The sequence below is a fragment of the Algoriphagus sp. genome, from assembly GCF_029254265.1.
Classification (GTDB): Bacteria; Bacteroidota; Bacteroidia; order Cytophagales; family Cyclobacteriaceae; genus Algoriphagus.
This window is the reverse complement of sequence record NZ_JAQWXX010000025.1, coordinates 144,876-163,397: the sequence shown is the minus strand read 5'-3', so window position 1 is coordinate 163,397 and position 18,522 is coordinate 144,876. Positions and strand designations below refer to the sequence as shown.

Sequence of the window (18,522 nt, the reverse complement as noted above, 5' to 3'; positions counted from 1 at the left end):
TTTAAAGTTGATAGAAGAAGGTACAAAAGTTACTTTTGGGATATTTTAAATGGTTTTTCTATGAAGCAGGTACTTTTATTAAGTTTTTTATTTATGTTTTCATTTAGTGTCTTTTCCCAAACTGAATCGGAAAAAGAGAAAGAAATCGAGATTCAAAGTAAGCATAGCTTGGCGTTTGTAATTGGTCACGCAAGAATTGGACAAGGCAGAAATGCGGAAGGAGATAAGGAGTTTTTAGCTGTTCCCTCATTAGTACTTGACTACAATTATTGGATCAACGATCGCTGGGCAGTGGGTTTACACACAGATTTTTTGAATGAAAAATTCTATATAGAGAACGAGAAAGGCAAAATATTAGAACGTAATCGTCCGATTGCTCCTGCTCTTTCTGGTGTATTCAAACCTAGTGAAAGATGGGCAATTTCGCTTGGAATGGGAAAGGAATTTTCGAACGTGGATGGGGATTTTACGTTGACAAGGTTAGCAATTGAATATGGCGTAGAAATCCGTAAAGGCTGGGAAGTATTTGGCGTCTTAAGCCAAGACTTCAGATGGACAGCTTACAACGTAACTACCTTAGGCCTTGGATTATCCAAGAAATTATAAAACAAAGCAGGCTTTCAATTTTTAGGAACCTGCTTTGGTTCTAATCCAAAATTACTTTTTCCCGCTTCGGATATTTAACCTCATAGCCAAAAACCAATGTTTTCTGCTCGCCAGGTTTGAGTGGGACTTCCCATTCGATAAATCCAGTATTCGGATCAAGTTTTCCACCGGAAAGCTCTTTTGCTTCTATTTGAATCTCAGAGTTGACAGAGATCGGGATTTGATCTGTTACTTTCAAGCTGATAGGTTGAGATTTATTGTTACGAATCAAGATTTCATATTGTCTGCTTTCGGTAATATTTGATCCAATGCTTCGCTTTTGGGAGAATTCCTCATTCTTTTTTCGGTCGAGGACGATACTTCGATCTCTTCCCATAGAGATTCCTAAGGTGTCCTGAAGTGAAGTCGCATCCAGAATAGATTTGCCTACAAAGCCATCTTCGAAATACAAATTACTCTCACCCTGAAGCAAACTATATTTACTCCAATCGTTTATTTCAGCAATCAGAAAGGCGTCTTTATCCAATTTTGGAATAGCCGAATATTGATAGGTCGCTGGAATCTGATATCCCTGAAGATCTACTAAGGTTCGTTCTCCATTTGATTTGATCGTGTAGGGCTCCGTGACTTCGATCTCAACGGTAGTTTGATTTTCTTGGAAAGTGGTTTGGATGGTTTGAGCATCTGCTAGGGCCGGAGATGCAGTACCCCGAAGCTTAACTGTTGTACCGGTTAACGCTTTTTTGTTTGAAGATCCATATCCAGTAACTACTACTTCTTGAAGCGATTGATTGTCTTCATACAATTGTACATTGACTATCGAGGAATTTATGATCTTTTCTTCTGGCATCATGCCTACAAAAGAGAACACCAAACGACCATTCTTGCCGGGAACGGTAATTGAATAGGACCCATCAAAATCTGTACTTGTACCGATGGTGGTTCCTTTCACCAAAACGGTTGCTCCGGGGATTCCCTGACCTTGTTGATCCACTACTCTACCACTTACTGAACCAGAAAATGGTTGTGTATTTCTAGGCTGAAATACTGTCAAACGAGCATAATTCAATTCCCATTTGTCGATTTCTGGCATTTGCCCTCCCTGAGAAGGGTTTCCATTCGAAAATCTCAACTTGACATTTTTCCAATCTACGCCTGTATTTTGGAAGACCTCTGCTTTGTAATTCAGGGAAAGCGGACTACTCACATCTTTGACCCGAACATCATATTTTGGATACCATCCAGCATTTTGGACCAAGTAATTGAGTTCGAAACTGGCAGTGCCTGCAGTTGTAGCTTTGATTTTTACGCGAATTTCAGAGGTGGATTTTGTATCAGAAGCCTGAAGGCCAACTAACTGACTTCTCAGAGAGTTCAGTTTTTGATCCTCCTCCTGCATATTGGCTTTGAGCTGAAGTTCTTCTTTTTTGATCGCCGTTAATTCCGTATCATAAAAATCCAAGGCTTGTTTCAAACTTGCTGTGGAGGTGCTACTTTGGCTTCCTCCAAGATTTTTGTTGGCGCTAAGGAGGGATATTTTTTCATTTAGGACTTCTAATCTGCTGTTTTCCCGACTTTGATTTCGCTGGATGGCTTCGATTTCACCCTCAAGTTTTTTTACTTCTTCACCAATATTTTTTTCAGACAAATAGTCCAATCTTCGATTTACTGCCTGAATTATAAAATTTCCTTTTCCTTTGACTTGGATACTTTTTTCATCCAGATAGGGAGAAAGTCCTTTGATCACTACTACTGACTCACCGGCGGAGAAATTTCCTTGAGCTGATTCAAAAATCTGTGCTCCGGAAAGAAAAATGGTAACTGACTTAATTTCAGATTTGAAGGTGTTTTCTTTGAGTTCTTGAGCTTTTGCAAAAAATGTAAGACAAAATAGAACGAGCGAAAAGGATAATTTATTCATGATTAGATTCTTCTGTTTGTCAAAAAGGTACGATAGTTTTTATTTTTCAACTAAAGAAATTAACTAAAATTAAAATTAAATCTACTCCAAAATTAACGCTAAACTCCCAAAGCTTTTCTTTCCCTTTGAATGGTATTCTTAACTTTGCGCCTGAAATCAGCTAAATACCATGACCCTTTTCCAATCCATCATTATTGCGATCATCGAAGGCTTAACAGAATTTTTACCGATCTCTTCCACCGGACACATGATTTTGGCTTCTACTGCGATGAATATTCATGAAGATGAATTTGTCAAAACCTTCGAAATTGGGATTCAGCTTGGGGCGATTCTAGCAATTGCACTGATGTATATCAAACGGTTCTTTCGTGGCTGGACCATTTATTTCAAATTACTTGCGGCATTTATTCCAACTGCTATTGTTGGACTTTTAGCCTACGAATACATCAAGGCATATTTGTTCAATCCTATTGTGGTTTCAGTGTCCTTGATTTTAGGGGGAATTGTGTTGATTTTCATTGATAAAAAAGTGGTGAATTCTGAAACTGATCTTGCTGAGGTAGAAGATATTTCTTATAAAAACGCTTTTTTCATCGGGCTTTTCCAATGCCTATCCATGGTGCCTGGCACATCTCGGGCAGCAGCCACTATTATAGGTGGGGTATTTAATGGCTTAGACAAAAAACAAGCAACTGAGTTTTCTTTTCTTTTGGCAGTGCCAACTATGATAGCAGCTTCTGGATATGACTTGCTCAAAAGTGATTTGGCTATGACAAATCAGCAACTTTCATTTATGGGAATCGGATTGGTTGTGGCCTTCATTACTGCTTGGATAGCGGTGAAGCTATTTTTGAAATATGTATCTAATCATGGTTTCACTGCTTTTGGGTATTATCGAATTGTCTTAGGAATCCTCTTTCTGATTTTTATGTGGGGAACTGATCTTGCTTGATTCGTTTAGAATAAGTCAAAAAATAGCATCCGAATCTGCCCTAAAAAGTAAAAACCCCACTCAAAAATTAATTTGAGTGGGGTTTTAAGTTTTTAACTTATTTCGATTTATCCATCGTATTCTTATTCTTCACATATTTTTCTAGCCAAGTATCCATTTCCCAAAGCGTGTGGAGGATGGACTCTTGAGCGGCATAGCCATGACTTTCGTTAGGTAAGAAAACCAATCTTGCTGTGGCTCCATGTCCTTTCAAAGCATTGTAATAACGCTCAGACTGAATTGGGAAGGTTCCGGAATTATTATCCGCTTCTCCATGAATCATCAGGATTGGAGTAGTCACTTTGTGTGCATAAGAGAAAGGTGACATATTGAAATACACCTCCGGAGCTTCCCAATAAGTCCGCTGCTCATATTGGAATCCAAATGGAGTCAGGGTTCTATTATAGGCACCACTTCGTGCGATACCTGCAGCGAAAAGGTCTGTATGAGAAAGCAAATTTGCTGTCATGAATGCACCATAGGAGTGGCCTCCTACTGCGATTCTCATCCGATCACCGATTCCCATATCTACGATTTTGTCAATAGCGGCTTCGGCATTCCAAACCAATTGCTCAATGAAGTAATCATTTGGCTCCTTATCGCCTTCACCCACGATTGGCATCTCTGTCTGATCCATGATCGCGTATCCGCGCGTCACCCAATAGATTGGAGATCCCCAACTTAGACGTGTAAATGCGTATTTAGATCCTCTTACCTGAGCGGCGACCTCTTTGGATTTGTACTCTCGAGGATATGCCCACATTAATACTGGAAGCGTACCATCTTTCGCAGGGTCATATCCTGCGGGAGTGTAAATTACTGCAGAAAGATTTAATCCATCCTCTCTCGAATAGGTTACTTGTTGCTTTTGGATTCCTTTTAGCGATTCATATGGATGAGCAAAACTCGTCACTTGCAATGGAGCCATCCGCTTTTTGGTATTGACAAGCCAATAGTTAGGCTGGATATCGGTACTTTCTTTCAAAGTAATAAATTCCGAACCGGAGTCGTCAAGTACTTTTACTACTCGCTCATAATAGGGCGCCTGAGATCTCCAAAGAATATTTTGTTCCTTGGTTTTGGTGTCAAATGTGGACAAGAAAGGCATATTTCCATCAGGAGACCCTCCTTGACTGGTCATGAAAACCAAATCACCATTTCGCATCAGGACATTTCTTCCAAATTCGTTTTCTACAAAAAGAGGATCGCCTGGATCGTTGTAAAGGTCATCTGAAGAGCGCTCGATAATTACCCTTTTTGCTTGATTAGGGTTGGAAGGATTGATTACAGATCTCATTTCTTTTCTGCTTGCTGACCAACGCTCGTTCATGATCGCAAAGTTGTCATCTGACCAAGCGATTCCTCCAAAACGATATGGAGTGGTTGCTAGGGTTTTCTTTTCTCCGGAAAAAGGAGCATCCAGTGTAAATACTATCTCACGGTCTTTCACATCGTTTCTAGGATCACCGCCGTCTTGTGCCTCAACCCAATAGAGCATAGCACCTTTGTCAGCTCTCCAATTGATATTTCTAGGTCCAGTTACTGTCGCGTCAAATCCTGTTGGACGGTTTTCATCCAATGGAATCTGTGCCAAGGTTTTAACTTTTTTTCCAGTTTTATCCCAAATCTCTACATCGTATGGGAATCTTGAAGCTGGAACTAAATAGGAGAAAGGTTTTTTGATCACCTCTACTAAAAGGAATTTTCCATCCGGAGACAGATCCATTGATTTAATCATTCCGGAAGGACCAACGGGTTTTTTGTTTCCGTTTAAATCGACCAGCATGATTTGAGAATCTATGAAATAGGCAAATAATTTTTCGTCATATGGATTGCTCAAAAGATCTTGGTAAGTCCGATTTGGAGAAGCTTCTCCAGTAGATTCTTGAATGATTGGACCTGCAGGTGCTGCGGGTTTTTGAGGTATAGACCCTCTGCTAGGATTAACAGCTTTTATTAGAATCTCATTCTCCGGAGTCCAAGCCACTGAATTTCCATATACTTCGTTTAGAATTGACTCTGTTAATTTTTTTGCTTCAAAAGTACTTAAGTCTACTACCCAAAGGCTAATTCCATTTGCTTCTGTTTGAGTAAAGGCAAGGAATTTTTCGTCTTTGGAAAGTGAAAAACCGCCCATGCTGGGGTTAGTGGGTAATCCCTTAATTTGGATTTCCTCACCTCCACGGGTCATTTTGATTTTTACATTTTCTACTCCTCGACCCCGACTTGGTCCAGAAGAGGCAGGATTGATTCGAAGACCGGCAATTCTGAGCTCAGGTTGAGAAAGTTCTTCAATGCTCGGATTGTCAGCCCGCTCGAGAAGCATCATCCAGTCGCCATTTTTACTAAAGCTTACAGATGGGGTGCTCGGTGCATTAACCAAATCGGCAATTGCTTTTGGTGGGGTTTGGTAGGTAGTTTGGGCTATTCCCTGATGATAGAAAGTCCCAAGAATGGAGATAATAATTAGTATTACCCGTTTCATATTCTGATTGGATTAGTTTACATGAAGATAAAACCTGATAAATAAACCTTTTCGTAAACTTCATAAGTGGTCTGTATCTTACTTGAATACTGCCTGATTCTAGGATAAGCGCATAGCCAAGAGTGAGTTTCATTAGATTATTTTGAGAATAAAACTAATTTTAGCACTGTATGAATGAAGTATTGATATTAAAAACGAAAACTTGAAGCCATGAAAAAAATAATAATCGTCATTCTTCTTAGGATAGGAATGGGTCATCTGAGCAAAGGACAGACTATTAAACCAACAGTGGGTCTAAACTTTACTGATGTAGTTTCAAATGGAGATGGAACAGCAAATGGGAGAACAGGATGGCAGATTGGGGCAAGTGTAGTTTTTGGAGAAAAAATCTATCTGGAGCCAGGAATTTTTTATCAAAGTAAATCTGCAGAATTCTCATCCTCAGATAATTTGACTCAGCCGGATTTGAAAGCAGATTTAAAAGGAATAAGAGTTCCTTTGGCGCTTGGATACAATCTTATTGGAAACTCAGAATCCGCGGCGTCAATTCGCCTTTTTGGAGGTCCTTCAGGCTTCTTTGTGACAGATACTGGAGAAGGTGTAAATAAGAACGATATCAATTCTCCGGCTTGGGGAGTTTTTGCTGGGGCTGGACTGAATATCTGGCTTTTGTTTGTTGATGTTAGCTATGAATGGTCAGTAACTGATTTGCAAACTAATTTTACCAATATCGATTTTGGAAAAACGAATGGTTTATTCGCTAATGCTGGAATCAGGATTAGACTTTAAGCTTTTTAGAACTAAAATAAATCAAAAAGAGGAAGTCGAGGTTTTCCTTTTTTGTGCCTTACATAGCTTGGTATTAAGGCTCATTTAAGTTGTTGAGGAAAAAATTTCAAAACTCAATTTGATATGATTTCCCAGACAGCTTAAAATTTGCTCGGAATCAGTTTATTTCAGTATTTTAATCCTAGAAAAAATTAATAAATGGAGACTTACGGAAAGATATTACTAATTGCAATGCCGGCTTTTTTGATCTTAGTTCTATTGGAAAAGTGGTATGGCTGGTATAAGAATAATGATACGGTACCAACGAATGATATGCTTTCAAGCCTGAGTTCAGGCGTCACTAATGTGACGAAAGATGTACTTGGATTGAGTATAGCTATTATTTCGTATAGCTGGCTGGTTGATCATGTTGCATTGACCCATGTAAATGCAAGTTGGCTTACTTTTCTGATCGCCTTTGTAGCTTTGGATTTTTCTGGATATTGGGTACACCGAATCAACCATGAGTACAATATTTTTTGGAACAATCACATCATCCATCATAGTAGCGAGGAATTCAATTTAGCTTGTGCGTTACGGCAAAGTATATCTTCTTTTGTACGGATTTTTACCGTTTTTCTTTTGCCGGCAGCATTTCTAGGAGTTCCAACAGAAGTAATTGCAGTAGTAGGACCGATTCATCTTTTTGCCCAGTTTTGGTATCATACACAGCATATCAAGCGAATGGGTTTTTTGGAGCACATTATCGTGACTCCTGCACATCATCGGGTGCATCATGCGATCAACCCAATCTATTTGGATAAGAATTATGGACAAATTTTCATTTTCTGGGATAAGCTTTTTGGCACGTTTCAAGAAGAGCTGGAAGATGTGCCTGCTGTCTATGGGGTGACTCGACCAGTAAGAACCTGGAACCCGATCAAAATCAATTTTATGCATTTATGGCTCTTAATCAAGGATGCTTGGAGAGCTTCCAAATGGGAGGACAAATTCAAAATCTGGTTTATGCCATTGGGTTGGAGACCAGCCGATGTTGAAGAGAAGTTTCCAGTTGAGAAAATCGAAGATGTATATCATTTTGAAAAGTACAGCCCCGTTCTTTCCCCGGCTTTACTTCGATGGAGTATTTTTCAGTTTCTGATGCTTGTGTTTTATGTGTTTTATATGTTTGGGAATATTGCTTCTATTGGTTCGCCAGGCATCTTTATATATGGAGCATTTATCTTTTTGACTGTGTATGCTTACACAGAGTTGATGGATAAAAATCCGAAAGCTTGGATCTGGGAAAGCTTGAAAAGTATCGCTGGTTTAGCAATTATTCTCGTGTCTGGTGATTGGTTTGGTTTGAATGATTCCTTTCCTTTCGGTTCTATTATGATTATGACAATTCTTGCACTATCGCCAATCGTTGTTTTTTGGTTCTGTAAATCGGAAGGAATCAGTGTAAAGAATGAGCGAAAGATGGTTAGCATCTCTTAAAATCGAGATTTTGATTAGAAGTTCTATTAAAGTTTTAAATCGCTTTGCATTATAGCTGTGCTATTTATTTGAAATTAAACGCTACTGAATTTCTTTACCTCAATTCTCTTCTGAAAAATATGGATTCGTTTTCAACAGGGAAAAAAAATACCTTTGGCTATTAGTAACCAAGGGTATTTTTAAATGTATTGTTAAGAATTACTTTCCTTTCTCGCCGATTGAAATCATCGCACATCTGAAACCGATATCGTTGGTTGCAGAATCCTGATGCATAAATCTTCTGGTACCTGGAGCAAGCCAATAAGTAACATCTCTCCAAGATCCTCCTTTGTAGACACGAAGTTCATCTGTCAACATAGAAGTCTCATAAGTATCTTCTTCATCATAAACTCCACTATTTCTAACTGGGTTTAGATCGTCAAAATCCTGAAAAGAAAGTGGACGGTAAATATCCTGAACCCACTCATTCATGTTTCCTGCCATGTGATAAAGACCGAAATCATTTGGAGCCATGTCATATACGTTAGTAGGGATGATTTCTCCATCATTTCGTTGATTACCGGAAATTCCTCCATAATCACCTCTACCTCTTTTGAAGTTAGCTAAAAGATCACCTTGCTTACCTTTTCTTTTTACGTTGTAAGGGTTTCTGACACCACGACCATCCCATGGGTAAATTCTTCCATACTCTTGGTTTTCGTCTAAATATTGAGTGCCAATCATTGCTTTAGCAGCATATTCCCACTCAGTTTCAGTCGGAAGACGATAATCGGCCAACGCTACACCTCTTTCGATTAATTGAGTTTTAGTAAACGTAGAATCAATTTCTCTTTCCTTTCTTATTAACTCCTGTACAAACTCAGTTCTCCATTTTGAATAGATATTTGCTTGACTCCAAGATACACCAGCAACTGGGTAGAAGTTAAATCCAGGGAATCTAAAATAGTAAGATTGGTACATGTCATTGAAAGACATTGCGCCCTTCCATACATTTTCCGAAGGCTCTAATTTCAAAAGTGAATCAGCGCTTACTTTCTTTTTCATATCAAAAAGAAACTCACGGTAATCATTATTAGTGATTTCTGTCTCATCCAGATAAAAATTGGAAACAGTCACAGTACGCTCCAAATTATCACGGAAGGCCATGATGTCTTCTTCTTGCGAACCTAAAACTGCCCGACCACCTTGAATAAACTTCAGGTTAGGTCCAGGAATTTGTTCAGCATTTTTTTTGGCTACAAAAAAGTTGGTGGAGTCATTTTCTTCAAAACTGAATTCCTGACCAGTTGTAGCACTCTTTTTACCGGGGTTGTTTGCAGTCCTTCTGCCATAACCAGGTGTTTTGTTACAAGAGGTCAGAATAGAGCTTCCTACAATCGCAAAAGCGGCTACCCACATTCCCCAAGATTTGTTACTCAGACGCATATTTTGTATTCGTTTAGGTCTAATTATCGATGCAATATAAATGCAATGTCAAGCACTTGCAATGATTTCTGATGATCAAATAAACTTAAGAGTGCCTTAAAAGCGCTTTAAATCTCATTTAACTACAGAATAATTGTGCAAAACTGCAATATTTATGCCAGTAAAAATTGTTAATTTTTTTAAGATTCGTTCATCTCTTTAAGCTTCACCTGTGCTTTTGAAATACTCGAAACACCTGCCAATGTAAGAATCAAACGATTCTTGTACTCCTTTATTTTACAGTTCCTTGTATTGAATTGAGCAAATCGCATGATTTTTTGAAAAGTATCAGAAGAATAGAAGTCATCTCGACTAGCCGGGAGTAAATAGCATTTCATCAGATTACCTTTCAGTGTCAGCTTTTCTATTCCAAGTTTTTCTGCTTTCCATCGTAATCTTACGGTCTCCATTAAATCCTCTACAGATTCTGGAAGTGGACCAAAGCGATCCAAAAGCATAGTAGAGAATTTACTTAATTCCTCTTCGTTTTTTATTGCATCCAATTTGGAATAGAGCCCTAGGCGCTCGCTTATATTTCCTACGTATTCTTCTGGAATCAACAATTCCAAATCAGTCTCTATAGTACAATCCTGAACAAGAACCTTTACTTTTTCTGCTAGATCTACTTCGAAAAGAGCGGCAAATTCATTTTCCTTTAATTCTTGAACTGCTTCATCCAGAATTTTATGATACATCTCAAATCCCAAATCTGAGATAAATCCGCTTTGCTCTGCCCCCAATAGATTACCTGCACCCCGGATGTCCAAGTCTTTCATCGCAACTTTGAAGCCGTCCCCGAGATCAGAAAACTCTTCCAAAGTTTGAAGTCGCTTTCTGGCTTCTGCCGTGAGACCGGACATCGGACTGGTCAAAAGGTAACAAAATGCCTTTTTATTGCTTCTTCCAACCCGACCACGCATTTGATGTAGATCGCTCAATCCAAACATATGAGCTCTATTGATCAAGATGGTATTAGCGTTTGGAATATCAAGTCCGGATTCGATAATATTTGTCGATACCAGGACATCATATTCATGATTGATAAAATCGACCATGATCTTTTCCAACTTTTTCCCATCCATCTGACCATGAGCTCCGACCACTCTGGCATCTGGCACCAACTTCATGATCAAGTTGGCAATGGAGTCGATCTCCCCAACTCGATTGTGCACAAAAAACACTTGGCCTCCTCTACGCAATTCGTACGCAACAGCATCTCGGATCACTTCCTCTTGAAAGGTTTGTACTTCGGTGGTGACTGGCTGTCTGTTCGGAGGAGGAGTTGCGATGACCGAAAGATCCCGAGCTCCCATTAATGAGAAATGAAGCGTCCTTGGTATTGGTGTTGCCGTCAAGGTCAATACATCAACATTGACTCTCAGATTTTTCAACTGATCTTTTACTTTCACACCAAATTTTTGTTCCTCATCAATGACCAATAATCCGAGGTCTTTGAATACGATGTCTTTGTTGACAATTTTATGAGTGCCGATCAGAATATCAATCTCTCCTGATTTTACTTGAGATACGATTTCCTTGATTTCCTTTGCTGTTCGAAAGCGATTGATATAATCAACTTTCAATGGGAGATTTTCCAGCCGCTCTTTGAAAGTTTGGTAATGCTGCATTGCCAGAATCGTTGTGGGAACTAGTACGGCCACTTGTTTCCGATCATTAACGGCTTTGAAGGCCGCTCGAATCGCAACTTCTGTTTTGCCAAACCCCACATCTCCACAGACCAAACGATCCATAGGGTAGGATTTTTCCATATCGGTTTTTACATCCTGTGTCGCAATAGCCTGATCTGGAGTGTCTTCATATATAAAAGAGGATTCCAATTCAATCTGCAATACCGAATCGGAACTAAACGCAAATCCTGGTGCCGATCTTCGCTTGGCATAGAGTGCAATCAGATCTTTGGCAATATCTTTTACTTGCTTTTTAGCTCTAGTTTTTTTGTTTTCCCACTCCGGAGATCCCAGTTTAGACATGGCAGGTGCACTACCCTCTTGGCCTGAGTATTTGGATATTTTATGGAGAGAATGAATGTTTACATACAAAAGATCATCATCCCTGAAAATCAATCGTACGGCCTCCTGCATTTTGCCTGAAACATCGACTTTTTCCAATCCTGCAAATCTTCCAACGCCATAATCTACATGGACAATATAATCTCCCGGATGAAGAGCCTTGAGCTCTTTGATGGTCAGAGCCTTTGATTTACTGGCTTTAGCACGTGGTTTATAGCGATGAAATCGCTCAAAAAGCTGATGATCTGTGAAGCAGGCAATTTTTAACTGACGGTCCTCAAATCCCTCTCTGAGACCCAAAAGCATACTTTGTGCTTGAAGCGTAGGATCTAATTCCTTGAAAATCCCGATCAGCCGATCAATTTGCTTTTCGTTTTCTGCGGTGATGATATTCGTATAGCCTTTCTTTTCATTTTCTGATAAATGGCTTACCAACAGATCGAAATTCTTATTGAAGGATGGTTGAGGTTGACTTTCCCAACTGCTTTGCTTGGCATTTTTCAAATAAAACTGTCGGCCAAATTCGATTTTAGAAAAAGGATCAACCTCCGTAATGAAGTCGTTTCCATTTTCAAATAAATCAGCTGGCTTGAGTACCAGCTTGTCATTTTTTGTTTTTCTGACGATCTGATCAAACTCTTGACTTGCCTTATGAAAGCATTCATCCATCACATCTTTGGTCAGCTGAAGATCTTTGATCCATATTTTGGAATGCTCTGGCAAGAATGCTAGAAAAGATTGGCGAACTTCCTGAAGGAGCTTGGTTTGAACATTTGGGATCAACGAGAGATGATTCACAACGGCAATGGAAAGCTGGCTTTCAGGGTCGAAAGTTCGAATGCTTTCTATTTCTTTTCCAAAAAGCTCTAGACGATAAGGATGCTCATTGGAAAATGAAAAAACGTCTAAAATTCCTCCTCGGATAGCAAATTGACCAGGTTCGTAGACGAAATCGGTCCGCTCAAAATCATAACTGCTCAAAAGCTCAGAGACAAATTCCATATCTACCTGTTCACCTACTTTTGCTGTGAAAGTATTTTCGCGAAGCGATCGCTTATTGATCACCCGTTCGTAGAGAGCCTCTGGATAGGTGATGATCACCCGGGATTTAGTTCGATCCTCCAAAATAAGATTCAATATTTCCGATCGAATCAAGACATTGGCATTATCAACCTCCTCGTAGTTATATGCTTTTTTGAAACTTGATGGAAAGACCATATGCTCCTCAGTATGAAGGAGATTCTGAAGATCCGAGTTGAGATAAGCAGCCTCTTCTTTGTCTTGTGCTATTATCAGATGAAATCCACCCTTTTTTTGGAATAAGGCACTGAAAAGCACCATGTCCAAACTGCCGGAAAGGCCTTTTAGCTGGTAGGTGATTTTACCATCTTGCATGATCTCATGCTCGATGGTCTGAAAAACGGAGTCGGATTGGTAAATGGAAAGAAATGACTGACGATCCAAGGAGATATATTTTGAAGGAGAAATTGAAGCCCAAAGTTAGTGGATTCTCGGTTCTCGGATTTTGAATTGATATAGATTTACAAAAATCTGAACCTAAGGGCGGTTATAATGTTTGTGAGAATATGAGTAATTCAGGTTCACAGCTTACTTGGTTTCAGCGTTTGGAGCGGATGCACCCTTACGAAACCCTGCTTTATCTAGGAATGATAGGAAGTGGTTTGATCTTTCTTTTTCTGGTGGTTGCGTTTGCCTTTTCAGGATTAAACCAACTGGAGGGTTTTAATCACCACATTCCTGTTGCTTTCTTGATATCCACACTTTTACTGATATTGAGTGGATATACTGCCACAAAAATGAGGCTTTATTTTATAGAAGAGCGAACAGATAAATTGATAGGTTCTTTGCGAAACACGCTTTGGCTTGGTATTCTTTTCACTGGACTACAGCTTGTTGGATGGTATGAGCTAGATGAGATGGGGATTGATTTTAAGGGTATTCCCAGTGGGAGTTTTCTTTATCTGCTGACAGGGATCCATATTTTTCACTTGCTTGGCGCAATGATATTTGCAGTAATCCTTCTCGTTGAAATGAAGAAAAAACAGCAAGATCAAATTCAACATTTGATTCTTCTCACAAATCCTTTTGAAAAAATGAGAATCAGACTTTTTACAGTCTATTGGCATTTCATGGATTTGATTTGGCTTGTTCTATTTGTCTTGTTTATTCTCAGTTTTTAACCCGCATTGTTATATGAAATCGAGCATGTCGTATTCGACATACATAGGGATGATTATCAACAATGCGAGATTCTCCCGAAACGAGTTCGGGACAGGCTATATGACCTATAAAAATCAAATTATAAACAGATGAAATTAATTATTGAGACTCAAGTAGAGCAGAAATACCTTCAGGTAAAGAAGGGATTTGATGAAAGTCTTTTCACCAAATTAAGTCCTCCTTTTCCTCCGGTTAAATTGCTCCGTTTTGATGGTTCTTCTAAGGGTGATTTGGTATCTCTGGAGTTGAATTTTATTTTTTTCAAGCAAAAATGGACTAGTGAAATTATTGAAGACCAGACGAATGAAAAAGAGTTTTACTTTATCGATAAAGGGACTGAACTTCCTTTTTTCCTAAAAAAGTGGACCCACAAGCACCGAATTATCAAGAATGGTGAAAATGCGATTATAAGAGATGAGATTGACTATCAAGCGCCATTTATGTTGCTTACTTGGCTGCTTTATCCGGCAATGCTTCTTCAGTTTGCTTATCGCAAACCTATTTATAAGAAAATATTTAATTAGTGAATTTGGAGGTTTTCGCAGTTTTCGATTTTACAATCTCCATATAGCACAAGAGAATGACTTTGAATATTAGATTCAAATTTCTTTCCGATCGCTTCTTTGATTTCATTGATTTTTGGATCCGAAAACTCCCGGATTTTTCTGCATTGATTGCATACATGATGGTCATGATGCTTATAAGTTAGCGCCTGTTCATAAAGTGCAACTTTATCCTTGAATTGATGCTTTACGGCAAGACCACTCTCTACCAAAAGATCCAATGTATTATAAATAGTGGCTCTGCTTATGGTATAGCCTTTATTTCTCATACTAAGAAAAAGGCCCTCAACATCCATGTGCTCATCCTCGGGCAGGGAGTAAAGTTCATCGATTACCGAAAATCTTTCCGGAGTCTTACGGCTTCCTTGCTTTAGAAGAAAGTTTTCAAAGATTTTTTTCGCCTTTTCAATAAGCGCTTTATCGGCCATGATTTTTTGAGTCGTAAAATTAAAGATGGATCATTCTTTATTTTTTGGCAAACCACAAATCCAATCTATCGTAATTTGGGTTTAATCTAAATTAACACTAATACCGTTTGATCACCGAAACCTTTTTCACCTTTCTATTGGTTACAATGGTCAAATCAGAAGATTAAGATTAAATGTTTTAACTTCTATCTAAATATTCTCATTCGATTACAAATGCCTAAAAAGATTGCGCTAACGTACTTCTTATTATTTATTTCTTGGTTCCAAGGCTGGACTCAGGTGCCGGGATTTTTTTTGAAAGAAGATAAGCGAAAGGTGACCATTCCCTTTTACTCATCTAATAGTCTGATCATCGTCCCAGTATCTATCAACGGCAACCAACCTGTAAATTTTATGATTGATACAGGTGTACGGGCAAATATTCTGTTCAGCAAGACGCTTGGTGATGAGCTTGGACTAGAATACAGTAGAAGATTGAGTTTGGTAGGTGCAGATGGAACGACCAATTTGATGGCATCCGTGTCGCCAGTCAATCAATTGGATCTTGGTCCAATTGTTGGAAATTTTCAGAATCTTTTGGTTTTGGAAGAAGATTTTCTCGAGTTAGAATCAGTCATAGGAGTGCCAGTTTATGGGATTCTAGGTTACGAGTTTTTCAAATACAATCCGATTCGAATCAATTATGATGATGGAAAATTGGATTTTTTTAAAAACAAAGCATTGAAATGGAGACCCCCATTTTTCAAAAAACTAGAGCTATCAGTTGAGGATAATAAGCCTTATGTACAAGCGAAGGTGAAGCAAAAAAGCGGAAAAATTATTGAGCCAAAACTTTTGATTGATACCGGTGCCAATCATGGTCTTCTTCTTAATCGAGAGACCACTGATGACATTGATATGCCTTCCAAGGTAATCGAATCGGAAATAGGACAAAGCTTGGGAGGACTTTTATATGGTTTCATAGGTCGAGTAGATTACCTTAAAATTGCAAAACTAAAACTGGAAGAGGTTCTGACCTCCTACCCGGATACCACTGCTTTTAGCTATGTGATCAAAGATTCCGGTAGGCAGGGAAGCCTCGGAGCTGAAGTCTTAGGAAGAACAAAGGTGATTTTTGACTATCCAAGAGAGCGTATTTTTATTAAGAAGGCGAATAATTTTTATTCTCCTTTTGAATTTGACATGAGTGGTTTGTCAATAAAAAAATTGCCAGTAGATCAGACTCGGTTTTTTATTTCCGATGTCCGGGAAAACTCCCCTGGAGCAAGATCTGGAGCACTTCCGCTAGATGAAATTATTGCAATTAACAAAGTGCCTGTTTTCATCTGGGAGCTCGTGGAGATTAATAAATTACTGAGGTCTGAAGAAGGTAGGGTCATTGAACTAGAGCTTCGAAGATATGATCCTGTAGATTCCAAAAAATGGGAAAGTCTAAGTGTCAGAGTAAGGCTTCAAAAACAGATTTGAGCAATTCTCTAGCCTTTAATTTAAAAACGGTATTTTTGAATTTCGAAGCTGGAAGAAAACTTCTTGTCTTTTTATTCGTGATATCAACGTTTTGAAAACCCATCTAAAATGAAAAAACTATTAATCCCAATTCTAGTACTAGGCGTTATTGGAATCTTTATTTACAGTAAGGCTGTAGGGTCTTATAATTCTTTTGTACAGGCAGAAGAAACCATAAATGGCCAGTGGGCAGAGGTTGAGACTCAATATCAACGTAGAGCGGATCTGATTCCCAACTTAGTAAATACAGTAAAAGGGTATGCGGACTTTGAGCAGGAAACCTTGACTGGTGTAATTGAAGCCAGAGCTAAGGCAACTTCAATGACTATCGACCCGACCAATTTGAATGAATCCAATATTGCCCAATTCCAGCAAGCTCAAGATCAATTATCAGGTGCCCTGAGCAGATTATTGGTGACGGTAGAGCGATACCCTGATTTGAAAGCGAACCAAAATTTCCTTGAACTTCAGGCTCAGCTTGAAGGTACAGAAAATAGAATCGCTGTTGCCAGACGTAACTTCAACGAATCAGTGGTAGCATACAATAAAGAAATCAGAATATTCCCAAATAACATATTCGCAGGCTGGTATGGATTTGAGGCTAAAGGAACTTTCAAAGCTTCTGAAGGAGCCGAGAATGCACCAAGCGTACAATTTTAATAACCAAAATCATGGCTGAGAAATTATTCTCACCAGCAGATCGGGAGGCTATCGTATCAGCAATCCGAGCCGCTGAATTACGTACATCAGGAGAAATCCAAGTTCATATCGAAAATCATTGCAAAGGCGATCTGATGGACCGCGCAGCAGTGCTTTTTGAAACCTTAAAGATGTATCAAACCAAAGATCGAAATGGCGTGCTCTTCTATTTGGCGGTCGAAGATCACAAGTTTGCCATCTTAGGTGACGCTGGAATCAACCATGTCGTCGAGGCAGATTTTTGGGAAAAAATCAAAGAAAAAATGGCCGAGAATTTTCGTTCTGGCCAATTTACCACAGGGCTCATCACAGGGATAAAAATGGCTGGAGAACAACTCCATCATTTCTTTCCCTATGACAAGGGTTCCGACCAAAACGAACTACCGGATGAAATTTCCTTTGGATAAAATGAAGGCTACTTCAATCCTCCTATTTCTATTATTCCTTTCTAATCTTTCCGGGCTTCTAGCTCAGGATTTTCCGCCACAGCCAAATCCTCCGAGATTGGTGAATGATTTTATCCAGACGCTTTCAGCAGCGGAAGTAGCTCAACTGGAAAATAAGCTAGTTGCATATAATGACAGTACTTCAACACAGATTGCGATCGTGATCATGAAGTCAGTTGGACAATATGATATTTCCGACTATGCATTTCAATTGGGAGAAAAATGGGGTATTGGGGGATCCAAGGATAATGGAGTTCTGATATTGGCGGCAATGGAGGACAGAGATGTATTCATAGCTACTGGCTACGGTATGGAAGGTGCAGTGCCTGATGCCCTTGCCAAGCGAATTGTTCAAAATCTGATCATCCCTAATTTCAAAAAAGGCGAATTCTATCAAGGATTCGATCAAGCCACAGACATGATTATTAAGCTGGCTTCAGGAGAGTATACCGCTGAGGAGGTCCAATCTGACGGGAATAGTGGTGGGGCTTTGATCATGCTTTTCGTCTTCATATTTTTCTTTGTGATTTTGCCATTGCTTCGAAACAAGAATGACAATAACAATCACATGGGAGGCAAAGGTGGAGGAGTTGATCTTTGGACTACGATCATGTTGGCTAATATGCTAAAAGGTGGCGGCGGAAAATATGGAGACTTTTCCTCTGGAAGAGGTTCTTTTGGTGGTGGCGGCGGCGGTGGCTTTGGTGGCTTCGGCGGCGGAAGTTTTGGAGGTGGTGGAGCCGGCGGAAGCTGGTAAATCCCATCAAAAGTTTAGAATTTAAATTTTGTCAAGCTTCCAAAATCGGAAGCTTGATTTTTTTTTGAGGTGATTCCAAAAGCTTGGAATGGGTGAATATTGATTTGTTTTCTTAGG

15 protein-coding genes are annotated in these 18,522 nt (G+C 39.2%); 10 read left to right on the top strand and 5 right to left on the bottom strand.

Going from position 1 to position 18,522, the window contains the following annotated elements; all coding sequences use genetic code 11:
* Nucleotides 1-60: 60 nt before the first annotated feature.
* A complete protein-coding gene (locus tag P8O16_RS03225; protein ID WP_300310801.1) occupies nt 61-606 on the top strand; it encodes a hypothetical protein in 546 nt (181 codons plus the stop codon).
* Nucleotides 607-646: 40 nt separating this feature from the next.
* Here P8O16_RS03225 and P8O16_RS03220 read toward each other — a convergent pair whose 3' ends face one another.
* Nucleotides 647-2,527: a DUF4139 domain-containing protein gene (locus P8O16_RS03220; RefSeq protein ID WP_300310798.1), complete on the bottom strand. Its 1,881-nt coding sequence runs from the start codon at nt 2,525-2,527 to the stop codon at nt 647-649.
* Nucleotides 2,528-2,696: 169 nt separating this feature from the next.
* On the opposite strand from P8O16_RS03220, the gene P8O16_RS03215 reads away from it, so the two are divergent.
* Nucleotides 2,697-3,479 carry an undecaprenyl-diphosphate phosphatase gene (locus tag P8O16_RS03215; protein ID WP_300310796.1) on the top strand — a complete coding sequence of 261 codons (783 nt, stop codon included), beginning with the start codon at nt 2,697-2,699 and terminating at the stop codon, nt 3,477-3,479.
* 97 nt (nt 3,480-3,576) lie between these two features.
* Here the strand turns inward: P8O16_RS03215 and P8O16_RS03210 are convergent, their stop codons facing one another.
* A complete protein-coding gene (locus P8O16_RS03210; protein ID WP_300310794.1) occupies nt 3,577-6,003 on the bottom strand; it encodes a prolyl oligopeptidase family serine peptidase in 2,427 nt (808 codons plus the stop codon).
* Between the two features lie 210 nt (nt 6,004-6,213).
* Here P8O16_RS03210 and P8O16_RS03205 point away from each other — a divergent pair, with 210 nt between their 5' ends.
* Nucleotides 6,214-6,792 carry a hypothetical protein gene (locus P8O16_RS03205; protein WP_300310792.1) on the top strand — a complete coding sequence of 193 codons (579 nt, stop codon included), beginning with the start codon at nt 6,214-6,216 and terminating at the stop codon, nt 6,790-6,792.
* Between the two features lie 198 nt (nt 6,793-6,990).
* Nucleotides 6,991-8,271, top strand: coding sequence for a sterol desaturase family protein (locus P8O16_RS03200; RefSeq protein WP_300310789.1), 1,281 nt, complete (start codon nt 6,991-6,993; stop codon nt 8,269-8,271).
* Between the two features lie 198 nt (nt 8,272-8,469).
* On the opposite strand, the gene gldJ is transcribed toward P8O16_RS03200, so the two are convergent.
* Together gldJ and mfd are read right to left on the bottom strand one after the other, a co-directional pair.
* The gene (gene gldJ, locus P8O16_RS03195; RefSeq protein WP_300310787.1) at nt 8,470-9,696 is read right to left on the bottom strand and encodes a gliding motility lipoprotein GldJ; all 1,227 of its coding nucleotides are present in this window, start codon (nt 9,694-9,696) and stop codon (nt 8,470-8,472) included.
* Nucleotides 9,697-9,875: 179 nt separating this feature from the next.
* Complete coding sequence (gene mfd, locus P8O16_RS03190; protein ID WP_300310785.1) at nt 9,876-13,229, bottom strand: transcription-repair coupling factor; 3,354 nt, start codon at nt 13,227-13,229, stop codon at nt 9,876-9,878.
* 122 nt (nt 13,230-13,351) lie between these two features.
* Here mfd and P8O16_RS03185 point away from each other — a divergent pair, with 122 nt between their 5' ends.
* Nucleotides 13,352-13,966, top strand: a complete 615-nt coding sequence (locus P8O16_RS03185) for a cytochrome c oxidase subunit 3 (protein ID WP_300310783.1) — start codon at nt 13,352-13,354, stop codon at nt 13,964-13,966.
* A gap of 129 nt (nt 13,967-14,095) precedes the next feature.
* The gene (locus P8O16_RS03180) at nt 14,096-14,530 is read left to right on the top strand and encodes a hypothetical protein (protein WP_300310781.1); all 435 of its coding nucleotides are present in this window, start codon (nt 14,096-14,098) and stop codon (nt 14,528-14,530) included.
* Here the strand turns inward: P8O16_RS03180 and P8O16_RS03175 are convergent.
* Nucleotides 14,527-14,997, bottom strand: coding sequence for a Fur family transcriptional regulator (locus P8O16_RS03175; RefSeq protein WP_075348724.1), 471 nt, complete (start codon nt 14,995-14,997; stop codon nt 14,527-14,529). The genes P8O16_RS03180 and P8O16_RS03175 overlap by 4 nt on opposite strands.
* A 213-nt stretch (nt 14,998-15,210) precedes the next feature.
* Here P8O16_RS03175 and P8O16_RS03170 point away from each other — a divergent pair, with 213 nt between their 5' ends.
* The 4 genes from P8O16_RS03170 (at nt 15,211) to P8O16_RS03155 (ending at nt 18,405) form a co-directional block, all read left to right on the top strand.
* Entirely contained in the window at nt 15,211-16,464 is a 1,254-nt protein-coding gene (locus P8O16_RS03170) for an aspartyl protease family protein (protein WP_300310778.1), read from the top strand.
* 108 nt (nt 16,465-16,572) lie between these two features.
* Nucleotides 16,573-17,163: a LemA family protein gene (locus P8O16_RS03165; RefSeq protein ID WP_300310776.1), complete on the top strand. Its 591-nt coding sequence runs from the start codon at nt 16,573-16,575 to the stop codon at nt 17,161-17,163.
* An 11-nt stretch (nt 17,164-17,174) separates the two neighbouring features.
* Entirely contained in the window at nt 17,175-17,609 is a 435-nt protein-coding gene (locus tag P8O16_RS03160) for a TPM domain-containing protein (RefSeq protein ID WP_300310774.1), read from the top strand.
* Nucleotides 17,590-18,405, top strand: a complete 816-nt coding sequence (locus tag P8O16_RS03155; protein WP_300310772.1) for a YgcG family protein — start codon at nt 17,590-17,592, stop codon at nt 18,403-18,405. Before P8O16_RS03160 ends, P8O16_RS03155 begins: the two co-directional genes overlap by 20 nt.
* Nucleotides 18,406-18,522: the final 117 nt, after the last annotated feature.

Coding starts and splice junctions, on each gene's coding strand:
- P8O16_RS03225 (WP_300310801.1), top strand. CDS start 61: ATGAAGCAGGTACTTTTATTAAGTTTTTTATTTATGTTTTCATTTAGT.
- P8O16_RS03220 (WP_300310798.1), bottom strand. CDS start 2,527: ATGAATAAATTATCCTTTTCGCTCGTTCTATTTTGTCTTACATTTTTT.
- P8O16_RS03215 (WP_300310796.1), top strand. CDS start 2,697: ATGACCCTTTTCCAATCCATCATTATTGCGATCATCGAAGGCTTAACA.
- P8O16_RS03210 (WP_300310794.1), bottom strand. CDS start 6,003: ATGAAACGGGTAATACTAATTATTATCTCCATTCTTGGGACTTTCTAT.
- P8O16_RS03205 (WP_300310792.1), top strand. CDS start 6,214: ATGAAAAAAATAATAATCGTCATTCTTCTTAGGATAGGAATGGGTCAT.
- P8O16_RS03200 (WP_300310789.1), top strand. CDS start 6,991: ATGGAGACTTACGGAAAGATATTACTAATTGCAATGCCGGCTTTTTTG.
- gldJ (WP_300310787.1), bottom strand. CDS start 9,696: ATGCGTCTGAGTAACAAATCTTGGGGAATGTGGGTAGCCGCTTTTGCG.
- P8O16_RS03185 (WP_300310783.1), top strand. CDS start 13,352: ATGAGTAATTCAGGTTCACAGCTTACTTGGTTTCAGCGTTTGGAGCGG.
- P8O16_RS03180 (WP_300310781.1), top strand. CDS start 14,096: ATGAAATTAATTATTGAGACTCAAGTAGAGCAGAAATACCTTCAGGTA.
- P8O16_RS03175 (WP_075348724.1), bottom strand. CDS start 14,997: ATGGCCGATAAAGCGCTTATTGAAAAGGCGAAAAAAATCTTTGAAAAC.
- P8O16_RS03170 (WP_300310778.1), top strand. CDS start 15,211: ATGCCTAAAAAGATTGCGCTAACGTACTTCTTATTATTTATTTCTTGG.
- P8O16_RS03165 (WP_300310776.1), top strand. CDS start 16,573: ATGAAAAAACTATTAATCCCAATTCTAGTACTAGGCGTTATTGGAATC.
- P8O16_RS03160 (WP_300310774.1), top strand. CDS start 17,175: ATGGCTGAGAAATTATTCTCACCAGCAGATCGGGAGGCTATCGTATCA.
- P8O16_RS03155 (WP_300310772.1), top strand. CDS start 17,590: ATGAAATTTCCTTTGGATAAAATGAAGGCTACTTCAATCCTCCTATTT.